The following is a 19,951-nucleotide window of genomic DNA, read 5'->3' as shown; positions in this document are numbered from 1 at the left end:
AAAATCAACAATCTAAAATAACCACACCTCATGTTAAAAATAGCCATTCTGGGACTTGGAGAAGGACGAAGCACAATGTCTGCAGCAATCGAAAGTTCAAAACTAGAACTTGTTAAAATATGCGACCGAAACGAAGAATTGTGTAAACAACGAGCAAAAGAATTCGATTTTCATTCGTACACAACCAATTACGACGATTTATTAAACGATGCGTCAATTGATATTATCGCAATTTATACACCCGATCATCTTCATGCACAACATGTAAAACAAGCTTTGTTAAGTGGAAAACATGTTGTTTGTACAAAACCGTTTATTGATGATCTTTCGGATGCAAAAGAGCTTTTAGAATTAAGTAAATCAACTGGAAAGAAAGTTTTTATTGGGCAAAGTTCCCGTTTCTTCGAACCAGCAAAAAGACAAAGAGCTGATTTTGAAGCAGGTTTAATTGGAGATTTGATTACGATTGAAGCCCAATATCATGCCGATCACAGATGGTTTTTAAAGAAAGAATGGTCGCTTTTGCAATCGTTTAAATGGTTGTACGGAGGTTTGAGTCATCCTGTAGATTTCATTAGATGGTATTTGCCCAATATTCAGGAAGTAATGGGTTACGGAATGATCAGCAGTAACGGACAAAATGCAGGATTGAAGAATGAAGATACGATGCATTTTATCTTCAAAGCAACCGATGGAAGAATTGCCCGTGTAAGTGGTGTTTATACTTCGCCGACTCAGCCTGCGCAACGTGACAGCGGAATGAGCACAATTTTAAGAGCTACAGAAGGAGCAAGCCAAGCCGATTATCACGAATTGCGTTATGCCGTTACAGATAAAACTGGAGAAGAAAAAGTAATTACTTGGGGCGATAGTACGATAAAATATTATTTCCGTTTTGAAGGACAAAGTCATCACGGCGGAGAATATCAGAATTATTTAGAATATTTTGTAGATAGTATTGAGCAAGGTTTTGAAGCTTATCCAAACATGGAAGAAGGTATTGGAACCGTGGCTTTGTTACAAGCAATGGACAAATCTTTGCAAACTGGAATGCCGGTTAAAATTGCCGATATTCTTAACGAATACGGACTATGAACAGTATCTACGATAAGTTAACCACGCTCGATTTCGTAATTGTTACGGGTTATTTAGTGGCTTTATTAGTCATTGGATATGTGGTAAGTATGAAGCAGAGAAAGAAAAACGAAACGCTTTTTCTGGCCGGAAACTCCTTAAACTGGTACAGCATCGGGTTTAATATGTGGGGAACCAACGTTGGGCCTTCGTCATTGTTGGCTTTTGCGAGTATTGGTTACGCTACGGGAATTGTAGCCGGAAATTTCGAATGGTACGCTTTTGTGTTTTTACTGCTTTTAGCAATGGTTTTTGCACCAAGATATATTGCCAGCAAAGTAAGCACGATGCCCGAATATATGGGAAAACGCTACGGCGACAGTACGCAGAATATTTTAGCTTGGTACGCTTTGGTAAAAATATTAGTAAGCTGGCTGTCTTTAGGATTATTCAGCGGAGGCGTTTTAGTACGTCAGATTCTGGGAATCCCGATGTGGCAAAGTGTTACTGTTTTAGTGATTTTCTCTGGAATTTTTACCTTTGCAGGAGGATTAAAAGCGATTGCAAAAGTCAATGTTTTTCAGATGATTTTGCTGATTGTAGTTTCGTTAACGCTTTCCTTTTTAGGTTTACAAAAATTAGGCGGAATAGATGTTTTAATTGCCAAAACGCCATCTAACTTTTGGAATTTAGTACGTCCTTCTGATGATGCGCATTATCCATGGCCGGCTATTTTATTAGGATATCCCGTTGCTGCAGTTGCTTTTTTCTGTACAGATCAATCGATGGTGCAGAGTGTTTTGGGAGCTAAAAATTTGGAACAAGGACAATTGGGCGTAAACTTTATTGGATGGTTAAAAGTTATGGCGTTGCCGTTGTTTATTCTTCCCGGAATTTTGTGTTATGCATTATATCCCGAATTAGGAAGCAATTCTGATTTAGCTTATATGACCATGGTTACGAATCTTTTCCCAAGCGGAATGAACGGTTTGGTAATCTGTGTGATGATTGCGGTTTTGGTGGGAACAATTGGTTCTTCTTTAAACGCTTTGAGCACCGTTTTTACGAATGATATTTATGTAAAGAAAATAAATCCAACGGCGACGATTCAAGATCAAATTAAAATTGGCCGATTAACAATTGCTGCTGGATGTGTTTTTGCGATTCTGATTGCTGTTGCGATTGATAATATTAAGGGACAGAATTTATTCAACATTTTTCAGGCGGTTTTAGGTTTCTTGGCACCTTCTTTATCTGTTGTTTTCCTTTTGAGTGTCTTCTGGAAACACACTACCAAAAAAGCCGTAAATGCAACACTTTCTTGGGGTTCGGCATTTAGTTTGTTTGTAGGGGTTTTATATCTATGGATTTTCCCTGCCGATAAATATCCAGCTTGGCCTCACTTTTTATTGATTTCGTTTTACATTTTTGCTGTGCTTTTAATTACAGCGGTTATTATTTCTTTAACCGATAAAAATCCTGAAGTTAATGTTTCAGATGAAAGAGATATTCCTAAAACTAGTAAAAAGGTGAAGCTTTTGTTTGGTTTGTTGGGATTGATGATTTTGGCCTTGTATTTGGTTTTTAATGGGAATTAAATTCTCTTCGAACTCTTATAATTTTAAAAACGCTTCTTTGATAAAAGGAAGCGTTTTTTTATACTTTTTAAAAATTAACACATAATATAATAATTTAAAAAAGAAAGTTAATACTTGTTAAAAATTGAAATAAAATTGTAAGTTTGTTTTTATCGATAACTTTTTTTGAATAAAGAAAATAGAAATCTTGCGATAAAATTTAAATGGATTTAAAATGAACTATAAAGTAAAAGTTCGGTTTATATAAGAACTTTTAATTATCTTTGCTAAGTTGGTATTATGAGGATTATTGGGAAAAAGACGATTTTAAAAATTAAAAAGAAAAATATAGGCAATAAAAAATTATGCGATGAAATTGATAAGTTAATTGTTGATTTAGAAAGGTTTAATTCTAATGAAAATACTATTGACGAAATTAGAAATGATGCAGATTGTGTGCACAACGACGGTTTTTATTTCTTCAATATTAATATCCATAGAACACTTATATTAATTGAGTTTGATGATGATGGCGAGGCTACAATTGTATGGGCAGGAACGCATCAGGAATATGAATCAACATTTAAAAATAACAAAGCAACTATTGAAAAATGGTTACGTAAAAATAACTATATAGAATAATGAAAACACATTTTGATATAGAAAAAATAGTAGAAAGAGGCGTAATCACAAACGAACTTGATTATGAAAGAGCTCTTATTGCTGACCGAAAATTAAGGCTTTTGGCGAAAGATAATACACATTTTAAAAACTTAAGATCTAATTTGCGTGACATAATTGAGAAGTATGAAAATTCGGAATGGAATGATGTAGATAAAATTGATGATCAAAAAATTTTAGAAAGTGATAAATCTGAACGCATAGCAGAACTAGAGAGATTATTTCTTGAAAATAGAAAAAAAATAATAAGAAAGAAACTCAAAGAACTTGAATTGACTCAGGAAAACCTGGCTTTAATTTTAGGTCATAAAAGCAAAACGTATATGTCTGAACTTATGAATGGTATTAAACCATTTACTTTGAGAGATTTAATAGTGATAAATCGATTATTAAAAATAGAAATAGCGGTTTTGATTCCAGTATTCCTTTCAAAAGAAGATCAAGCTAAAGTACAAGAAGCTGTAATAAAATTGGGTAAACCAAAGGTAAAGCTAACCAGCACTGATTTAGTTTTGTCGTAAACTTTTAGAATTTTCAACTCATAAAAAAAACGCTTTCCTAATAAGAAAGCGTTTTTTTTATGATTTATTTCCAGTAGAAACCAACAACTCCCGAATATCAACCTTCAAATATTTAGCAACCTCATAAAGCGTTTCAATTGAAGGCTGATATTCATTAGTACACCAACGCGAAACAGTTGCTACTGTTTTACCTAAATGTTTGGCTAATTCCTTATTGCTTCTATTGTTTTCAACTAAAACAACTTTTATTCTATTTAATTTAAGTTTCGACACAATGATAATTTATTGCTATATTATGCAAATATGATGCATTTTAAATATAATAAAAAATATAATAATATTACTCAAAAGAGTCATGAAATTATAATTTAACAATATGTAATTATAATTTGTAGTATAATTTTTACTATTTTTGGTTCGTAAAAAGAGAAATATAATGAAACAATCAGCGAAAAGACGATTAAAAATACAGCCAAAACATATTGCAAGATCATATCATCGATACGTTATATTTCCAGAAATTCGTCTTTGCGGAAAATGGCTTCAGAAAATCGGTTTTAATTATGGGAATTTCGTAACGATTGAACATCAGCAAAATAAAATCATTATTACAACCAATAATGAAATTGAATCGAAACAAAAATCATCTATTTAAACATAACCCGTGGTTTCAACCACGTGGATGCAATAGATAACATTCCGTTTATCAAAATACGTTTCCCGTGGTTGAAACCACGGGCTATGTTTTGAAAAAGATTGCACACAAAGCAAGGCTATTTTATAAGTTGCCTCCAGTTTTAACTGGAGGTATATGTAAAAAGAATAGAAAAAGGCTTTAGCCAAATTGTTGATATTTTGGCTAAAGCCTTTTGAGCTTTGTATTTTTTCTCATCCCGATTTATCGGGACGCAATTAAAATCTTATATTAAAAATAAAAACTTTGCGTCTTAGCGGCTTTGTGGCATAAAAAAAATTACTCAAGCTTCTTTTTCTTCTCTAAATTAGGCAAGAACCCAGTAATAATCCCAATTAAAGGCAGGAACGCACAAATTTTAAATACATATTCGATACTTGTAGCATCGGCAATTTTTCCTAAAATAGCAGAACCTAAACCGCCCATTCCGAAAGCAAATCCGAAGAAAAGACCCGCTACAAGTCCGACTTTTCCAGGCATTAATTCAGTTGCGTAAACTAGAATCGCTGAGAATGCCGAAGAAAGAATCAACCCGATAATTACAGATAATGTTCCAACCCAAAATAAAGAAACGTAAGGTAACATCAAAGTAAACGGAGCAACACCTAAAATAGAAACCCAGATTACATATTTTCTGCCGTATCGATCACCAATTGGCCCTCCAATCAAAGTTCCTGCAGCAACTGCACCCGAGAACAAGAATAAATATACTTGTGATTGCTGAATCGTAATGTGAAATTTATCTATCAAGAAGAAAGTATAATAACTAGTAATACTGCTCATATAGAAATACTTAGAGAAAATCAGAACCAATAAAATAATCAACGAAGCAATTACACGGTTTTTAGACAAATGATGTGTTTCGATTTGGTGAGAAGCTTTATTCGCATTTCTTTCCGATAAATGTGCAGTGTACCAAATCGCAATTTTATACAAAGCAAAAACACCAACCAAAGCGATAATACAAAACCAAGCGATATAAGATTGTCCGTGCGGAATAACAATAAAAGCAGCTAATAAAGGTCCGATTGCACTTCCGGCATTTCCTCCCAATTGAAAAATAGATTGTGCCAAACCTCTTTTTCCGCCCGAAGCCAAATGCGCCACACGCGAAGATTCAGGATGGAAAATCGAAGACCCAATTCCGATTAAACTCACTGATAATAATAAGTAAACAAAACTAGAAGATATCGAAACCAGAAAAAGTCCAACCATTGTAAAACACATTCCAACAATCAGCGAATAAGGTTTTGAATTTTTATCGGTATACATTCCCACAAACGGCTGTAAAATAGAAGCCACCATTTGATAGGTTAAAGTAATAATACCAATTTGGGTAAAACTAAGATCAAAATTTTCTTTAATTAATGGATAAACTGAAGGTATAACAGCCTGTAAAAGATCATTAATTAAATGAGAAAAACTGATGATAAATAAGATCGAATAAGTGGTTTTTTTAACTATGTCAGGATTTGCTTTAATAGTGTCCATGAGATATTTTTTGATTTTTAAATTAGGTTAAAAAACAACAGCTGTATTATTTTTTGCAAAGATTAAAAGAATACTAATGTCAGAATTGCTATATTTGGACAATGAATAACCAGATTCGGACATATCGAATGGCGCAGGAATATGGATACAGAGTTGATCCATCGATTCCTGTTATTGGCTACACCGAAATGGTAACCAATGAAATGTGTATTTCGCACTCACATCCACGTGGACAACTTATTTATGCGACACGTGGTGTAATGAATGTTGTCGTGGGCAATCATATTTGGGTTGTAAATCCGTTGCAGGGCTTGTGGCTTCCGGGCGGAGTGGAACATCAGGTTACTTTTCAGAAAGACGTTAATTACTACAGCGTTTTTATCGATCCATCTGCAATGGAAGGATTGCCAACAAACAGTTTTTCTTTTGATATTCCGATGTTTTTAAAACAGTTGGTTTTTAAAATCATTTCTTTTGGAATCGAAGGAAATTTGACTCCACCACAAAAAAGAATCATTTCTGTTTTCTTGGATGAATTGGCTTTAATTGAGCCAAGCGCTACTTTCCTGCCAACAACCAATCACGAAAGACTTCAAAAAGTGGTTGAGCTTTTAATGGAAGATATTGCCAGCAAAAACACGATAGAATATTACGCCGAACTTTCTTTTATGAGTACTAGAACGTTATCCCGTTTATTTATTAAAGAATTGGGAATGAATTTCAGCGATTGGCGTACACGTTTAAAATTGTTAGAAGCCATAAAACGTTTAGGCGAAAAACAATCCATCAAAGAAATAGCCTTCAATTTAGGTTATGAAACTACAAGTGCTTTTATTTATATGTTTAAGAAGCATTTGGGCAAGACACCTTCTAATTATATTTTAGAAGATGAAAATGAATCTGAGAGGATGATTGCTTAGATTATAATTTATACAAAAATAACCACAATCATTGTCATTTCGACGAAGGAGAAATCTCCACAAGAGGCTCGACAAAGATTGAACATTCGTTGCGGAGTTACTTGCGAAGATTTCTCCTTCGTCGAAATGACAAAAAACACTAAAATAATTAGAATCCGTCTCATCAGCGTCCCATAAAATTGTAACATCATTTTTTTTAGTACTAAAAAAGTGATAAGCCATAATTTTTCCCTTAAAAAATTGTCAAAAAGTACTGTTTTTTATGAAATAGCAGGATAGTGCAGGTTGTGAAATGTAAAGATAACACTTATCTTTAGTCCCAAAATAAACTTACTATGCTAAACCGCTTTTCCATTTTTAAAATTTTACTTCTTTTTGTTGCTCTTTTTTCTTGTTCGCTATCATCAGCACAGGAAAAACCAAAAGAAGCGACATGGATCTGGTATCCAGGAGATTTTGAAGTTTGGTTAAGCAATAAAATGCAGGTAAGACGTACAGAACGCGAAGCTGTATTTCCACCGCTTTGGCAATATTACAGTCCTTATGCTTTGGTCACTTTTCAAACAGAAGTAGATATTCCACAACCAGACGAGGTAAAAATCTTCTCAGAAGGACCTTTTCAATTACTTTTAGATGGCGTTCAAATTTACGGACAGCCAAAATCAATTGCAGTTCCTGCCGGAAAACATAAAATTTCCTTTAAAGTTTACAATCAGGAAGTATTGCCAGCTATTTATATTTCAGGTCAATACGTTAAATCTGATGCTTCGTGGAAAGTAACCAATGAAGATAAACTTTGGATTGACGAAACGGGAAAAGCCCAACAATCTGGTACGCCTTGGGTTCCAGTTGGTTCTTGGAATTTTAATTCGCCGGAAAATAAACCTTCAGAATTTAAATTGACAACTAAACCTTTAAATGCAAAGAAAACCGAAAAAATAGGAACAGGTCAGTTAGTAGATTTTGGTAAAGAAACTTTTGGTTACATTAAAATTCACGGTTTAAAAGGAAAAGGAAAACTAGTATTGTATTATGGAGAATCTCGTGAAGAAGCGCTGGATTCTGCTAAATGCGAAACTTTAGATCATTTATCTTTTGATGGAAAACAGCCTGAAACTTATACACATGATGGTTCAAAAGCATTCCGTTATGTTCAGGTACAAGCAGATGCAGGAGTAAAATACGATTCTATTTCGATGCTTTATGAATATTTGCCATTAGATTATCGTGGTGCATTCAAATCATCTGATGAACAATTGAATAAAATTTGGGATGTGTCGGCTTATACGATGCATTTAACTTCTCGTGAATTTTTTATAGATGGAATCAAACGTGACCGTTGGGTTTGGTCTGGCGACGCTTATCAAAGTTATTTAATGAATTATTATTTGTTCTTTGATTCGGCTTCTGTAGAACGAACACTTTTAGCCCTTCGTGGAAAAGATCCTGTAACGGCTCACGTCAATATCATCATGGATTATTCACTCTATTGGTTTGTAGGCGTTTACGATTACTATTTACACACGGGCGACACGAAATTCATCAAAACTTTTTATCCAAGAATGAAATCACTTATGGATTTCTGTTTAGAAAGAAGAAACAAAAACGGATTTCTGGAACCACTAGAAGGAGATTGGGTTTTTATTGACTGGGCAGACGGACTTCCAAAAACAGGCGAAGTTAGTTTTGAACAAATGCTTTTAGCGAGAAGTTTAGAAGCGATGGCAGTTAGTGCAGAAATTGCTGGTAAAAGTGAAGATCAAAAACAATATCAAAAATTAGGGAATGATTTAAAAACAAAATTGTTTGATGTGTTTTGGGATAAAAAAGAAAACGTAATGAAGCATCAGCGTATAGACGGTAAAATGCAAAACATTGTAACCAGATATGCTAATATGTTCGGTATATTTTTTAATTATTTTACTGAAGAACAAAAACAAAGTGTGAAAAATAAAGTTTTGCTCAATAAAAATGTTCTTCAAATTACAACACCGTACATGCGTTTCTACGAATTGGAAGCCTTATGCGCAATGGGAGAACAAAACTACGTTTTAAAGGAAATGAAAGATTATTGGGGCGGAATGCTAAATGAAGGCGCAACCTCTTTCTGGGAAGAATACAATCCGAACAAAAAAGGAACGGAGCATTTAACGATGTACGGTCGCCCTTATGGAAAAAGCCTTTGCCACGCTTGGGGAGCAAGTCCGATTTATTTGTTAGGAAAATATTATTTAGGTGTAAAACCAACTGCACCAGGTTATTCAGAATATGAAATCAAACCAAATCTTGGCGGTTTAAAATGGATGGAAGGAAAAGTGCCAACACCAAACGGAGAAGTTACCGTGTATTGCAACACTAAAGAAATCAAAGTAAAAGCAGGCGAAGGAGAAGGAAAATTGATTTTTGAAAGTGCCAGCAAACCTAAAACAAACTCTGGAACAATTACAGAATTAGCAAAAAATAAATACCAGTTGATTGTAAAACCGAATGTGGAGTATAAAGTGAGTTATAAAGCGATTTAGTTCTTAGTCCTTAGTACCTAGTAATTAGTAATTAGTTTAGTTTGTTACGTTTAGTTTGTCATTTCGACGAAGGAGAAATCTTCGCAAGTTGCTCCGCAAAGTTTGATCTGCAAAGCGTGCTCAGCAAACGAAGATTTCTCCTCCGTCGAAATGACAAGATTGGGGAAATTTAGAAGTCAATAAAAAATAAAAAACCAATGTTTCCAAAAAACACAAAATACAACTTCAAATTAAAAACCACATTCCTAATGCTGTTAACTGTCTGCATTCAAGGCACAGCACAAACGACATGGAAAACAGCATCATTTGAAATCGTAAAATCCAATTACAAAACTTTCAAAACCACTCAATACGCTCACGTATTTTCGGGAAGTAAACATAATATAGTTCGTTTAGCTCCAGAATTACAAGGTTTAACGGGAATTGAACTTCCTTTGGATCAATATAAAAATGGAACAAATGCCCCTTTACAATTAAAATTTAAAGAGCCTGTTCAGGTTTTAATTGGTGTTTTTCAAGAAAATAATTCAGAATATCTTCAAGCTGATAAACTTCAAAAGTCTAAATTAATTTTAGAAAACGGATTGACGATTACAGGTTTAGCTCCAGTAAATGTTTATGCGATTTCATTTCCAAAAGGAACACAAACTTTAAATCTTGGAAAAGGATTATTTGCTGTTTTAGGAGTTGTAAAAGCTTCTGAAAAGCTAGAACCAAGAAATGCCAATTTTCCAGACGGAAAACTTTGGAATCCAACTTTTATCGTTGAAGGATTTTCAGATGAAAAACCACTTTTCGAAATTATCGGCGGAGAAAATAAACCCGTTATTGATGAAGGAATGTCTGGAACAGAAGGAATTCAAGGAGGTTTTGAAGGAGGACGTGTGGTAAAAGTCGGAGATACGTATCATATGTTTCCAACTGAAAGAGCAGGAGAAAAAGGTGTTGATTACTATTACGATCGTGTAAAAACCAAAATTGGACATTGGACAAGTAAAGATGCCATTCATTGGAAAAGAGAATCAACCATTTATCAAGCAAGCGGAACTTACGCCGTTACAGAAGATGATAATCCAATGAACGATCGTCGTGCAGCCATCTGGTCGTATATGCCGGTTTTTAATGAAAAAGCAAACAAATGGTACGGCTATTATTTGGCTTATACAGTAAGTAAAACAATAGAACCAAATCATTCATTCGGAAGAATTTGGCGTTGTGAATCAACTGTAGACGGAATCAATGGAATTGGCGGCCCTTATAAAGATATGGGAATCATTATGGAACCCGGATTAGATTCTCAGCCTTGGGAAGGACGTCAGGGTGTTGCGTCATTTTTTCCATACCAAGTGGGCGATAAATATTTCGGCTTTTACAGCGGCGCTTATCCGTTTAATTCTTGGGCAGATTATCCAAAGAAATCGGGAAAAGGCTGGTTTGTGGCTTTAGCCGAATCCAAAAGTTTAGAAGGTCCTTGGTTGAGAATGAACAAAGGTCTGGAACCTATTAAAACCATGCATCCGCAGTTTGTAGAAAATCCAATTGTAAGTCAATTACCAAACGGTCTGTACATCGCTATTTTCGACGGTGGCCCAGACGGCTGGGGACACCATTTACCTAACATGATTGCGTATTCGTTATCGGCTGACGGAGTGAATTGGGCAGAAGCACATTATTTACCAATAGAAACCAAAGTTGATAAATGGTGGGATATTATGAGAACGCCTTTGTGCTTAATCCCAGAAGGAAATGACGTTTACACAATAGTTTATAATGCAATCGACTTAAAAAGAAGATTTCATCCAACAGGAATGGTAAAAGTAAAATTGAATAGAGATGTGATGGATTCTAAATTAAAAGAGTTGAAGAAATAAAAGAGAGTGGGAAGAAGAAAGATGCAAGAAGCAAGATTTTAGAATATAGAAAATAGAGAATAGAAAATAGAGAATAGAGAATAGAGAATAGAGAATAGAGAATAGAGAATAGAGAATAGAGAATAGAGAATAGAAAGTAAAAACTTTGCGACTCTGCGACTTTGCGAGATTAAATCTTTCCAAAACAAAAACTTAGAGCCTTAGCGCCTTCGTGGCAAAAAAACATAAAAATGAAAATTAAATACCTAATTCTAACCATTTCAGCACTTGCTATAACCAGCTGTGCGACCAAATACAAGAAAAGAGAAATTACCGACAGCGTAATGCAGGAGATTTACGAGGAAATTAAAACACCTTATAAATACGGTTTGGTAATGGTTCCAACTGACAACTCATACAAAATGGATTGTCCGAGTGTATTTAGAAAAGACGGCAAATGGTATATGACCTATTTAATTTATGACGGAAGAGGTTATGAAACTTGGTTAGCAGAAAGTGACAATCTTTTAGACTGGAAATATCTAGGAAAAGTAATGTCTTTCTCAGAAAACGAAAAACACTGGGATGTCAATCAAAAAGCAGGATATATTTCGTTGCAAGATCCAACTTGGGGCGGAAGTTACGAATGGGAAAAATACGATGATAAATACTGGATGAGTTATTTTGGTGGAGACAGCAAAGGTTATGAAGCCGGCGTTTTATCAATTGGAATGGCATATACTAAAGAAGCGCCAACAAAACCACACGAATTTCAGAGATTAGAAAATCCGGTTTTGACTCCAAAAGACAAAGACGCCAGATGGTGGGATAATAGTACGATGTACAAAAACAGTGTGATTCGGGATAAAGATAAATTAACAGGACACAATTTTATCATGTACTATAATGCCCGTGGCGATAGTATAAATCCCGCTAAAGGCGCTGAACGTATTGCTATGGCTGTATCAAACGACATGAAAGAATGGAAACGTTACGGCAATAAACCATTAATCAACCATCATAAAGGAATTTCGGGAGATGCTTATATTCAGCGTATTAATGATACTTGGGTAATGTTCTATTTTGGAGCTTTCTGGACGGGTTGGAATCAAGGTGCATTTAACCGTTTTGCCGTTTCAAATGATTTAGTAAACTGGACGGACTGGAAAGGCGACGATTTAGTTAAATCATCTGAACCTTACGATGATATGTTTGCTCATAAATCATTTGCCGTAAAACACGACGGAGTAGTTTATCATTTTTACTGTGCCGTTAACAAAGCAGAACAAAGAGGAATTGCAATTGCAACTTCTAAAGATCTAGGAAAAAGCAAATTGAATTTTGTGGCTCCGCCGGAGAAAAAAGTGAAGAAGAATTAAGACTATAGTACAAAGTATTAAGATAAAGTATGTTTTAAACCTGTCAGGTTTAATTCCACAAAATAAATAAAGACCCAGTTTGTCATTTCGAGGAACGAGAAATCACACTTGTAACCATAAAAATTGTCGATTATAGTTGCGGAATTTATAGTGCGATTCCTCCTTCGTCGGAATGACAAAAAAACTAAAAATAAAATAATGTTTCAGTCAATTCAAAATAATAACTTTTCAAGGTTTCGATTTTCGATACCAACATCGGTATTCACATTTTTCATCTTACTTCTAACAACTTACACTCAGGCCCAATCCGTAACAGGAGAACCAGCAGGAATCCCTGAATTGCATAAAAAATATGAATTCGCTCCTTGGGAAGATCCAACGGTTACAAGCATCAACAGACAGCCATCAAGAGTGACTGCTTATTCATATGCAAGTGTTGAAGACGCTTTAAAAGGTGATAGAACCAAAAGCCGAATCCAGATGCTAAATGGCGATTGGGATTTTAAATATGCCGTAAATTTAAAAGAAGCATCAAAAGATTTTTATAAAAATACCGTTTCAGGCTGGGACAAAATCGAAGTGCCTTCGAATTGGGAAATGAAAGGATATGATAATCCAATTTACAAAAGTGCCGTTTATCCGTTTAGACCCATAAATCCACCTTATATTCCTAAAGATTATAACGGAGTTGGTTCTTACCAAAGAAGTTTTACGGTTCCAGAAAACTGGAAAGATATGACCGTTACTTTACATTTCGGAGCTGTAAGTTCAGGTTTTGAGGTTTGGTTAAATGGAGAATTTTTAGGTTATGGCGAAGACAGTTTTCTGCCATCAGAATTTGATATTACGCCTTACTTGAAAGCAGGAGAAAATGTAGTTTCAGTTCGTGTAATCCGTTGGACAGATGGTTCTTATTTAGAAGATCAGGATCACTGGCGCATGAGTGGAATCCAGCGTGAGGTTTTCATTATGGCCGAGCCAAAACTGCGTATTCAGGATTTCTTTGTTCAAACCAAATTAGATAAACAATACACAGATGCGATTTTTAAACTGCGTCCGAAAGTGGAGAATTTAACAGGAGAAAAAATAAAAGATTACACGATGAATGTTCAATTGTATGATGGTAATAATACGGCAATGTTCAAAGAACCGCTTCAAAGACCTGTGATTGATTTGATCAACGAAAGTTATCCTCGTCTGGATAATGTACGTTTCGGATTCTTTCAAGAAACCATTAAAAATCCAAAGAAATGGAGTTCAGAAGAACCGAATTTATACACAATGGTCATTTCCATAAAAGATAAAAACGGAAATGTTACCGAAGCCAAAAGTTGTAAAGTTGGTTTCCGTTCAATTGAATTTTCGAAAGAAAATGGAAAAATGCTCATTAACGGAAAAGAAACCTATGTATATGGCGTAAACCGTCACGACCATCATCCAACAAGAGGAAAAGCGGTTACGAGAGCAGATATCAAACAAGATATTACCACGATTAAAAAGTTCAATTTCAATTTTATACGCACAAGCCATTATCCAAACGATCCTTATTTCTACGAATTATGCGATCAATACGGAATTATGGTCATGGACGAAGCCAATCAGGAAACACACGGAATTGGCGGAAAACTAAGCAACGATCCAAAATGGACAAATGCTTATTTGGAGCGTATGACGAGAATGGTTGAAAGAGATAAAAACCATCCATCGGTTGTCATGTGGAGTTTAGGAAATGAAGGTGGAAAAGGACCAAATCATTCGGCAATGTCGGGCTGGGTTCACGATTTTGATATTACACGTCCCGTACATTACGAACCAGCGCAGGGAAATGCAAAATTAGACGGTTATATCGATCCGCTTGATCCGGGATATCCAAAAACAATTGATCATGCGTACCGATTCGAAAATCCGCAGGATGATTCGTATGTTGATATGGTCAGCCGTTTTTATCCGGGCGTTTTCACACCGAAATTTTTAGTCGATCAAAAGAAAGATACTCGTCCGATTATTTTCGTTGAATATTCTCATGCAATGGGAAATTCAGTTGGAAATTTAAAAGAATTATGGGATGAATTTCGTTCGCTTCCAAGAGTTATCGGAGGCTGTATCTGGGAATTTAAAGATCAGGGATTAGTGAAATTTGATTCCAGATCTGGTCAGAATTATTTTGCTCACGGAGGAGATTTTGGAGAAAAATACCACGACGGAAACTTCAATACAAAAGGAATTGTAGATTCTAACGGAAAACCAAAAGGTTCTATTTTTGAGAATAAATGGGTGTATCAGCCAGCGGTTTCGACTTTAAACGGAAATCAGTTAGAAATCAAAAATCGTCAATCGGTTAAATCATTAGAGGGTTACATTCCCGTTTTAAAAGTGTTGGAAAACGGAAACGTAATCAAAACTCAGATTTTAAAACCATTTAAAGTAGAAGCAGGACAATCAACAACCTTAGATATCAGCTCTTATCTTCCAAAAATGAAAGCCGATGCAGAATATATTTTAAATATAGAATTCCAGCTTTCAAAAGATGAATTGTGGGCTTCAAAAGGTTATGCTGTCGCGGAAGATCAGTTTATATTAAAAAAGAAAGAAGCCGTTTCTCCAGAATCTAAAAAAGAAATTTTAAACGTTTCTGAATCCGATTCAGATTTTAAAATCAAAGGAAAAACTTTTGATATTACGATTGGAAAAACAAACGGAGCTTTGAGTTCTTATATTTTTAACGGAGAAGAACAAGTTTTTGCACCGCTATTGCCAAACTTCGTAAGACCACTTACAGACAATGATAAACGTGGTTGGAAATCGCAAAAGTTGCTGAAACAATGGTACAAAGCAAAACCAAAATTGGTCAACATTTCAATTGATAAATCAGCTTCTGAAATTAAAATAACAAGCGATTACGAAGTTATAAAAGATAGTGCGAGCGTAAAAGTGATCTATAATATTTTTCCAAACGGATTAATAAAAGTAGATTACAGCTTAAAAGCATCAAACAAATTACCAAACATTCCAAAAATCGGAATGCAGATGGGAGTTCAAAGAAAATTCGATCAGATTTCATGGTACGGAAAGGGAGAATTAGAAAATTACAGCGACAGAAATTTTGGTTCGTTTGTTGGGAAATATTCGCTTCCAATAAATGATTTCATAGAACATTACCCAAAACCGCAGGAAAACGGAAACAGATGTGATGTAAGATGGATGGCATTAAGTACTCCACAAAAAAATAATGGTTTTTTGGTTGTAAACGATTCTAAAGTTTTAAGCATGAGTGCATGGCCTTATACACAGGAAAATCTAAGTTCGGCAGGTCATACATATGATTTGAAAGATCCAGGATTTTTAACAGTAAACATCGATTTAATTCAAATGGGAGTGGGAGGAAATGATAGTTGGACGATTGTTGCACAGCCATTAGAACAATATCAGATTAAATCAGGAGATTATCAATATAGTTTTTATTTGACGCCTTTCAGTGGTTCAAAAAAACAATTGGAAAGTAGTTTGAAGCAGTTTAAATATTAGTAATTTATAATTAAAAATTAAAAGGTATAGTTTGTCATTTCGAGGAACGAGAAATCGCACACGTATGTCGACAAAGATTGAGATTTCGTTTGAGGAGTTTCTAATGCGATTTCTCCTTACGTCGAAATGACAAATAAAAACGAATATTAAAACCTGTCGGGTTTACAAACGAAAATAAAACAGTAAAAATGTTTCAAAAAAAACACCTCTTTTTTATCCTCCTTTTTGCAAGCTTCGTCTCCGCACAGGAAATCTATAAAAAAGAAAATACCTTTTTTCAGCCTACCAAAGAATCCTCAAAACCGTGGACGTATTGGTATTGGATGCAAAGCGCGTATTCTAAAGAAGGCATCACAGCCGATTTAGAAGCGATGAAAAGGGCAGGTATTGAAGGTGCGTATTTAATGACGATTAAAGGACCAGCAAATCCGCCTTTGATTGATCCGCCTGTTTTGCAGTTAAGCAAAGAATTCTGGGATTTAGTGCATTGGGCTTTAACAGAAGCCGATCGGGTTGGAGTAAAAATTGGATTTCATCCTGCCGATGGTTTTGCCGTTGCCGGAGGCCCTTGGATAACGCCCGAAATGTCAATGCAAAAGGTAGTTTGGAAAGATACTATTGTTAGCGGAAACAACTTTAAAAATCTAAAATTAGCCGTTCCAAATCATTACAAAGACTATTATCAAGATATTGCAACTTTTGCTATTCCGGTAAAAGAAAGTTTTATTACTTCGGATAAAAAACGTCCAAAAATAACATCAACCAATCCCGAATCTGATGCGACTATTTTAAGTTCATCAGATAAAGACGGATTATTTAGAATGCCCAAAAAGGGTTGGATTCAGTATGAATTTGATGAACCTTTTTTATGCAAATCCATTCAAATTGAAACCAAAGGAAACAATTATCAGGCGCATCGTTTACTAATTGAAGTCAGCGATGATGGAAAAAACTTCAGAAGTTTAGGAAGATTAACAACACCGCGTCACGGCTGGCAGGATGTTGATGCATTTTATACGCATAGTATTGTTCCCACAAAAGCTAAATATTTTAGATTCGTTTACGATCCCGAAGGAACAGAACCAGGCGCAGAAGATTTAGATCCTGCAAAATGGAATCAAGGTTTAAAAGTGTCAAAAATCTATTTATCAAACGAACCTTTAATTGACAATTACGAAGGAAAATCGGGAGCTATTTGGCGATTAAGTCCGCAGACAACCGAAAAAGAAATTAGTGCTGCAGATTGTATCGATCCATCAAAAATGATTAATATTTCGAAGTTTGTACATGCAAACGGCGTTTTAAATTGGAACGCTTCCGCGAAAGCGAATTGGAGAATTATTCGTTTTGGGCATACTTCAACAGGACATGAAAATGCAACAGCAGGAGCGGGAAGAGGCTTGGAAGTTGACAAATTTAATGCTGAAGCCATTCGTTTTCAGCTGGATCATTGGTTTGGCGAAATGCTTCGTGTTGCGGGTCCAGAATTAGCTTCAAAAGTGGTTAGAATTCTACATATGGACAGCTGGGAATGTGGAAGCCAAAACTGGTCGCCTGTTTTTAGAAACGAATTTAAAACCCGCAGAGGGTATGATATTGTAGATTATCTGCCTGTTATGGCGGGAATTCCTGTAAAAAATATCCAGACTTCAGAGAAGGTTTTATATGATGTTCGAAAAACAATTTCAGAATTGGCCGCCGAGAATTTCTTTGGGACTTTACGACAAATTGCTGACGATGCTAATGTAAAATTCAGTTCAGAAAATGTGGCGCCAACTATGATGAGCGACGGACTTTTGCATTTTAAATATATTGATTATCCAAGTGGTGAATTTTGGCTGAAAAGCCCAACACACGACAAACCAAACGATATGTTAGATGCTATTTCGGGCGGGCATATTTATGGAAAAGATATTATTCAGGCAGAAGCTTTTACGGCTTTAAAAATGGATTGGGACGAACATCCGGGAAATTTAAAAGTGGTTGCCGACAGAAATTATGCTCTGGGAATTAACCGTTTTTTCTACCACGTTTTTGTACATAATCCGTGGCTGGACAGAAAACCCGGAATGACTTTAGACGGAATTGGATCGTATTTTCAAAGAGACCAAACTTGGTGGGAACCCGGAAAAGCCTGGTTTGAATATTGCCAGAGAGTGCAGTTTCAGTTACAAAAAGGAAAACCCGTTATTGATTTAGCTGTGTTTATTGGCGAAGATTTACCGTCTCGTTCAATGCTTCCGGATCGTTTAGTACCTTTTATTCCGAATGTTTTTGGAAAGGAAAGAATTGAAAGTGAAGTCATTCGTTTGAAAAATGAAGGACAGCCAAGCGCTAAAATGCCAAAAGAAGTTAGCTTTTCTAAAAACTCAACCGATTTATCGCAATGGATCAACGCGATGAATGGTTACCAATACGATTCGTTCAATTCAGATGTTTTGATAAACCGCGCAAAAGTAGAGAACGGAAAAATCTCTTTTGGAGGCGGAATTGAATATGGAGCTTTATTGTTTCCGGGAAGTCATAAAATGGCACCAAATAAGCTGCTTTCTTTGGCTTCCGCCGAAAAAATATTGCAATTAGTAAAAGATGGTGCAACGATTTTTGTTGATGAAAAACCAAATTTACAACCGGGTTTACAATCGGATTCAGAGTTTAAAAAGTGGCAGAATGTAATTGATGAAATTTGGAACAACTCCAATTCTTCTAAATGGAAAATCGGAAAAGGAACTGTTGTTAAATTGCCATATTTAGGAAATGATTTTACTTCTATCGGAATTGCTCAAGATGTTTATTTTCCAAATTTAAATAGAGCTGATTCTGAAACATTAGCTTGGGCACATCGTAAATCGGAGACGGAAGATATTTATTTTATTTCCAACCAAAAAGCTGAAAAAAGAACGTTTGATGCATCTTTCAGAATTTCAGGAAAAGTGCCACAATGGTATAATCCTGTGACAGATAAAACTTCTGTTTTAGCCAATTGGAAAATAGAAAACGGAAGAACAATTGTTTCGATAACATTTGATGCCAACGAATCTGGTTTTGTGATTTTTAAACAGGAAACACAAGAAGTTTTAGTAAAAGGAAAATCTTCTGAATTTGAAAAAGTTCAGACTTTAGATGAAAACTGGGAATTACAGTTTGATGCGAAATTTAAAGATCCGAAAGAAGTCGTAAAAATCGATAAACTTTTCGACTGGAGTACTTCCGATAATGATCAAATTAAGTATTATTCGGGAACTGTGGTTTATAAAAAAGAGTTTGTCTGGAAAGGAAAAGATGCCGATAAAATCTGGCTTTATTTGGGTGAAATTGCGAATATCGCAGAAATCAAAATCAATGGAAAAGATTGTGGGACGCTTTGGACTTTCCCTTTCAAAACAGATATTTCAAAAGCTTTACAAAAAGGAAAAAATATTATAGAAATAAAAATCACAAATACTTGGGCAAACCGACTAATGGGCGACCAAAAATTTCCAAAAGAAGAACGATTAACATGGACAAATGCGACATTTCGTTTGGAAGGAGAACCGTTGCTTAAAGCTGGATTATTTGGCCCAGTTTTGCTTGTGAAAGAAAAGATTAAATAATTTTTTTGCCACAGATTAAAAGGATTAAAAAGATTTTCTAATCTGTGATAAAAGAAAAGAAAATTAATTGCCTCCAGCTTTAGCTGGAGGTTTAAAAAGATAATAAAATAAGGGCTTTAGCCCA

General features: G+C 35.2%; 13 protein-coding genes. 11 read left to right on the top strand and 2 right to left on the bottom strand.

Annotation, left to right across the window (positions count from 1 at the left end):
• Positions 1-30 precede the first annotated feature (30 nt).
• From NLJ00_RS20405 to NLJ00_RS20390, 4 genes are all read left to right on the top strand, one after another.
• Positions 31-1,095: a Gfo/Idh/MocA family protein gene (locus NLJ00_RS20405; protein ID WP_256635189.1), complete on the top strand. Its 1,065-nt coding sequence runs from the start codon at positions 31-33 to the stop codon at positions 1,093-1,095.
• Entirely contained in the window at positions 1,092-2,672 is a 1,581-nt protein-coding gene (locus NLJ00_RS20400) for a sodium:solute symporter (RefSeq protein ID WP_256635188.1), read from the top strand. The genes NLJ00_RS20405 and NLJ00_RS20400 overlap by 4 nt, the downstream gene beginning before the upstream one ends.
• Positions 2,673-2,951: 279 nt before the next feature.
• Positions 2,952-3,293, top strand: coding sequence for a type II toxin-antitoxin system HigB family toxin (locus NLJ00_RS20395; protein ID WP_256635187.1), 342 nt, complete (start codon positions 2,952-2,954; stop codon positions 3,291-3,293).
• Positions 3,293-3,853, top strand: a complete 561-nt coding sequence (locus NLJ00_RS20390) for a helix-turn-helix domain-containing protein (RefSeq protein WP_256635186.1) — start codon at positions 3,293-3,295, stop codon at positions 3,851-3,853. The genes NLJ00_RS20395 and NLJ00_RS20390 overlap by 1 nt, the downstream gene beginning before the upstream one ends.
• Positions 3,854-3,910: 57 nt before the next feature.
• Here NLJ00_RS20390 and NLJ00_RS20385 read toward each other — a convergent pair whose 3' ends face one another.
• Complete coding sequence (locus NLJ00_RS20385) at positions 3,911-4,126, bottom strand: helix-turn-helix transcriptional regulator (RefSeq protein WP_256635185.1); 216 nt, start codon at positions 4,124-4,126, stop codon at positions 3,911-3,913.
• A 163-nt stretch (positions 4,127-4,289) separates the two neighbouring features.
• On the opposite strand from NLJ00_RS20385, the gene NLJ00_RS20380 reads away from it, so the two are divergent.
• Positions 4,290-4,508, top strand: a complete 219-nt coding sequence (locus tag NLJ00_RS20380) for a SymE family type I addiction module toxin (RefSeq protein WP_256635184.1) — start codon at positions 4,290-4,292, stop codon at positions 4,506-4,508.
• Between the two features lie 318 nt (positions 4,509-4,826).
• On the opposite strand, the gene NLJ00_RS20375 is transcribed toward NLJ00_RS20380, so the two are convergent.
• A complete protein-coding gene (locus tag NLJ00_RS20375; RefSeq protein WP_256635183.1) occupies positions 4,827-6,038 on the bottom strand; it encodes an MFS transporter in 1,212 nt (403 codons plus the stop codon).
• Positions 6,039-6,139: 101 nt separating this feature from the next.
• On the opposite strand from NLJ00_RS20375, the gene NLJ00_RS20370 reads away from it, so the two are divergent.
• The 6 genes from NLJ00_RS20370 (at position 6,140) to NLJ00_RS20345 (ending at position 19,827) form a co-directional block, all read left to right on the top strand.
• Positions 6,140-6,958, top strand: coding sequence for an AraC family transcriptional regulator (locus tag NLJ00_RS20370; RefSeq protein ID WP_256635182.1), 819 nt, complete (start codon positions 6,140-6,142; stop codon positions 6,956-6,958).
• Positions 6,959-7,293: 335 nt separating this feature from the next.
• Positions 7,294-9,480, top strand: coding sequence for an alpha-L-rhamnosidase-related protein (locus NLJ00_RS20365; RefSeq protein WP_256635181.1), 2,187 nt, complete (start codon positions 7,294-7,296; stop codon positions 9,478-9,480).
• A gap of 197 nt (positions 9,481-9,677) precedes the next feature.
• The gene (locus tag NLJ00_RS20360; RefSeq protein ID WP_256635180.1) at positions 9,678-11,351 is read left to right on the top strand and encodes a glycoside hydrolase family protein; all 1,674 of its coding nucleotides are present in this window, start codon (positions 9,678-9,680) and stop codon (positions 11,349-11,351) included.
• A gap of 230 nt (positions 11,352-11,581) precedes the next feature.
• Positions 11,582-12,709, top strand: a complete 1,128-nt coding sequence (locus NLJ00_RS20355; RefSeq protein WP_256635179.1) for a glycoside hydrolase family protein — start codon at positions 11,582-11,584, stop codon at positions 12,707-12,709.
• Positions 12,710-12,907: 198 nt separating this feature from the next.
• Positions 12,908-16,234: a glycoside hydrolase family 2 TIM barrel-domain containing protein gene (locus tag NLJ00_RS20350; protein WP_256635178.1), complete on the top strand. Its 3,327-nt coding sequence runs from the start codon at positions 12,908-12,910 to the stop codon at positions 16,232-16,234.
• A 188-nt stretch (positions 16,235-16,422) separates the two neighbouring features.
• Positions 16,423-19,827, top strand: coding sequence for a glycosyl hydrolase (locus NLJ00_RS20345; RefSeq protein WP_256635177.1), 3,405 nt, complete (start codon positions 16,423-16,425; stop codon positions 19,825-19,827).
• Positions 19,828-19,951: the final 124 nt, after the last annotated feature.

It is taken from the genome of Flavobacterium panici (assembly GCF_024499525.1).
Taxonomy (GTDB): Bacteria; Bacteroidota; Bacteroidia; order Flavobacteriales; family Flavobacteriaceae; genus Flavobacterium; species Flavobacterium panici.
The sequence above is the reverse complement of the archived record's forward strand: the minus strand, read 5'-3'. Positions and strand labels throughout refer to the sequence as shown.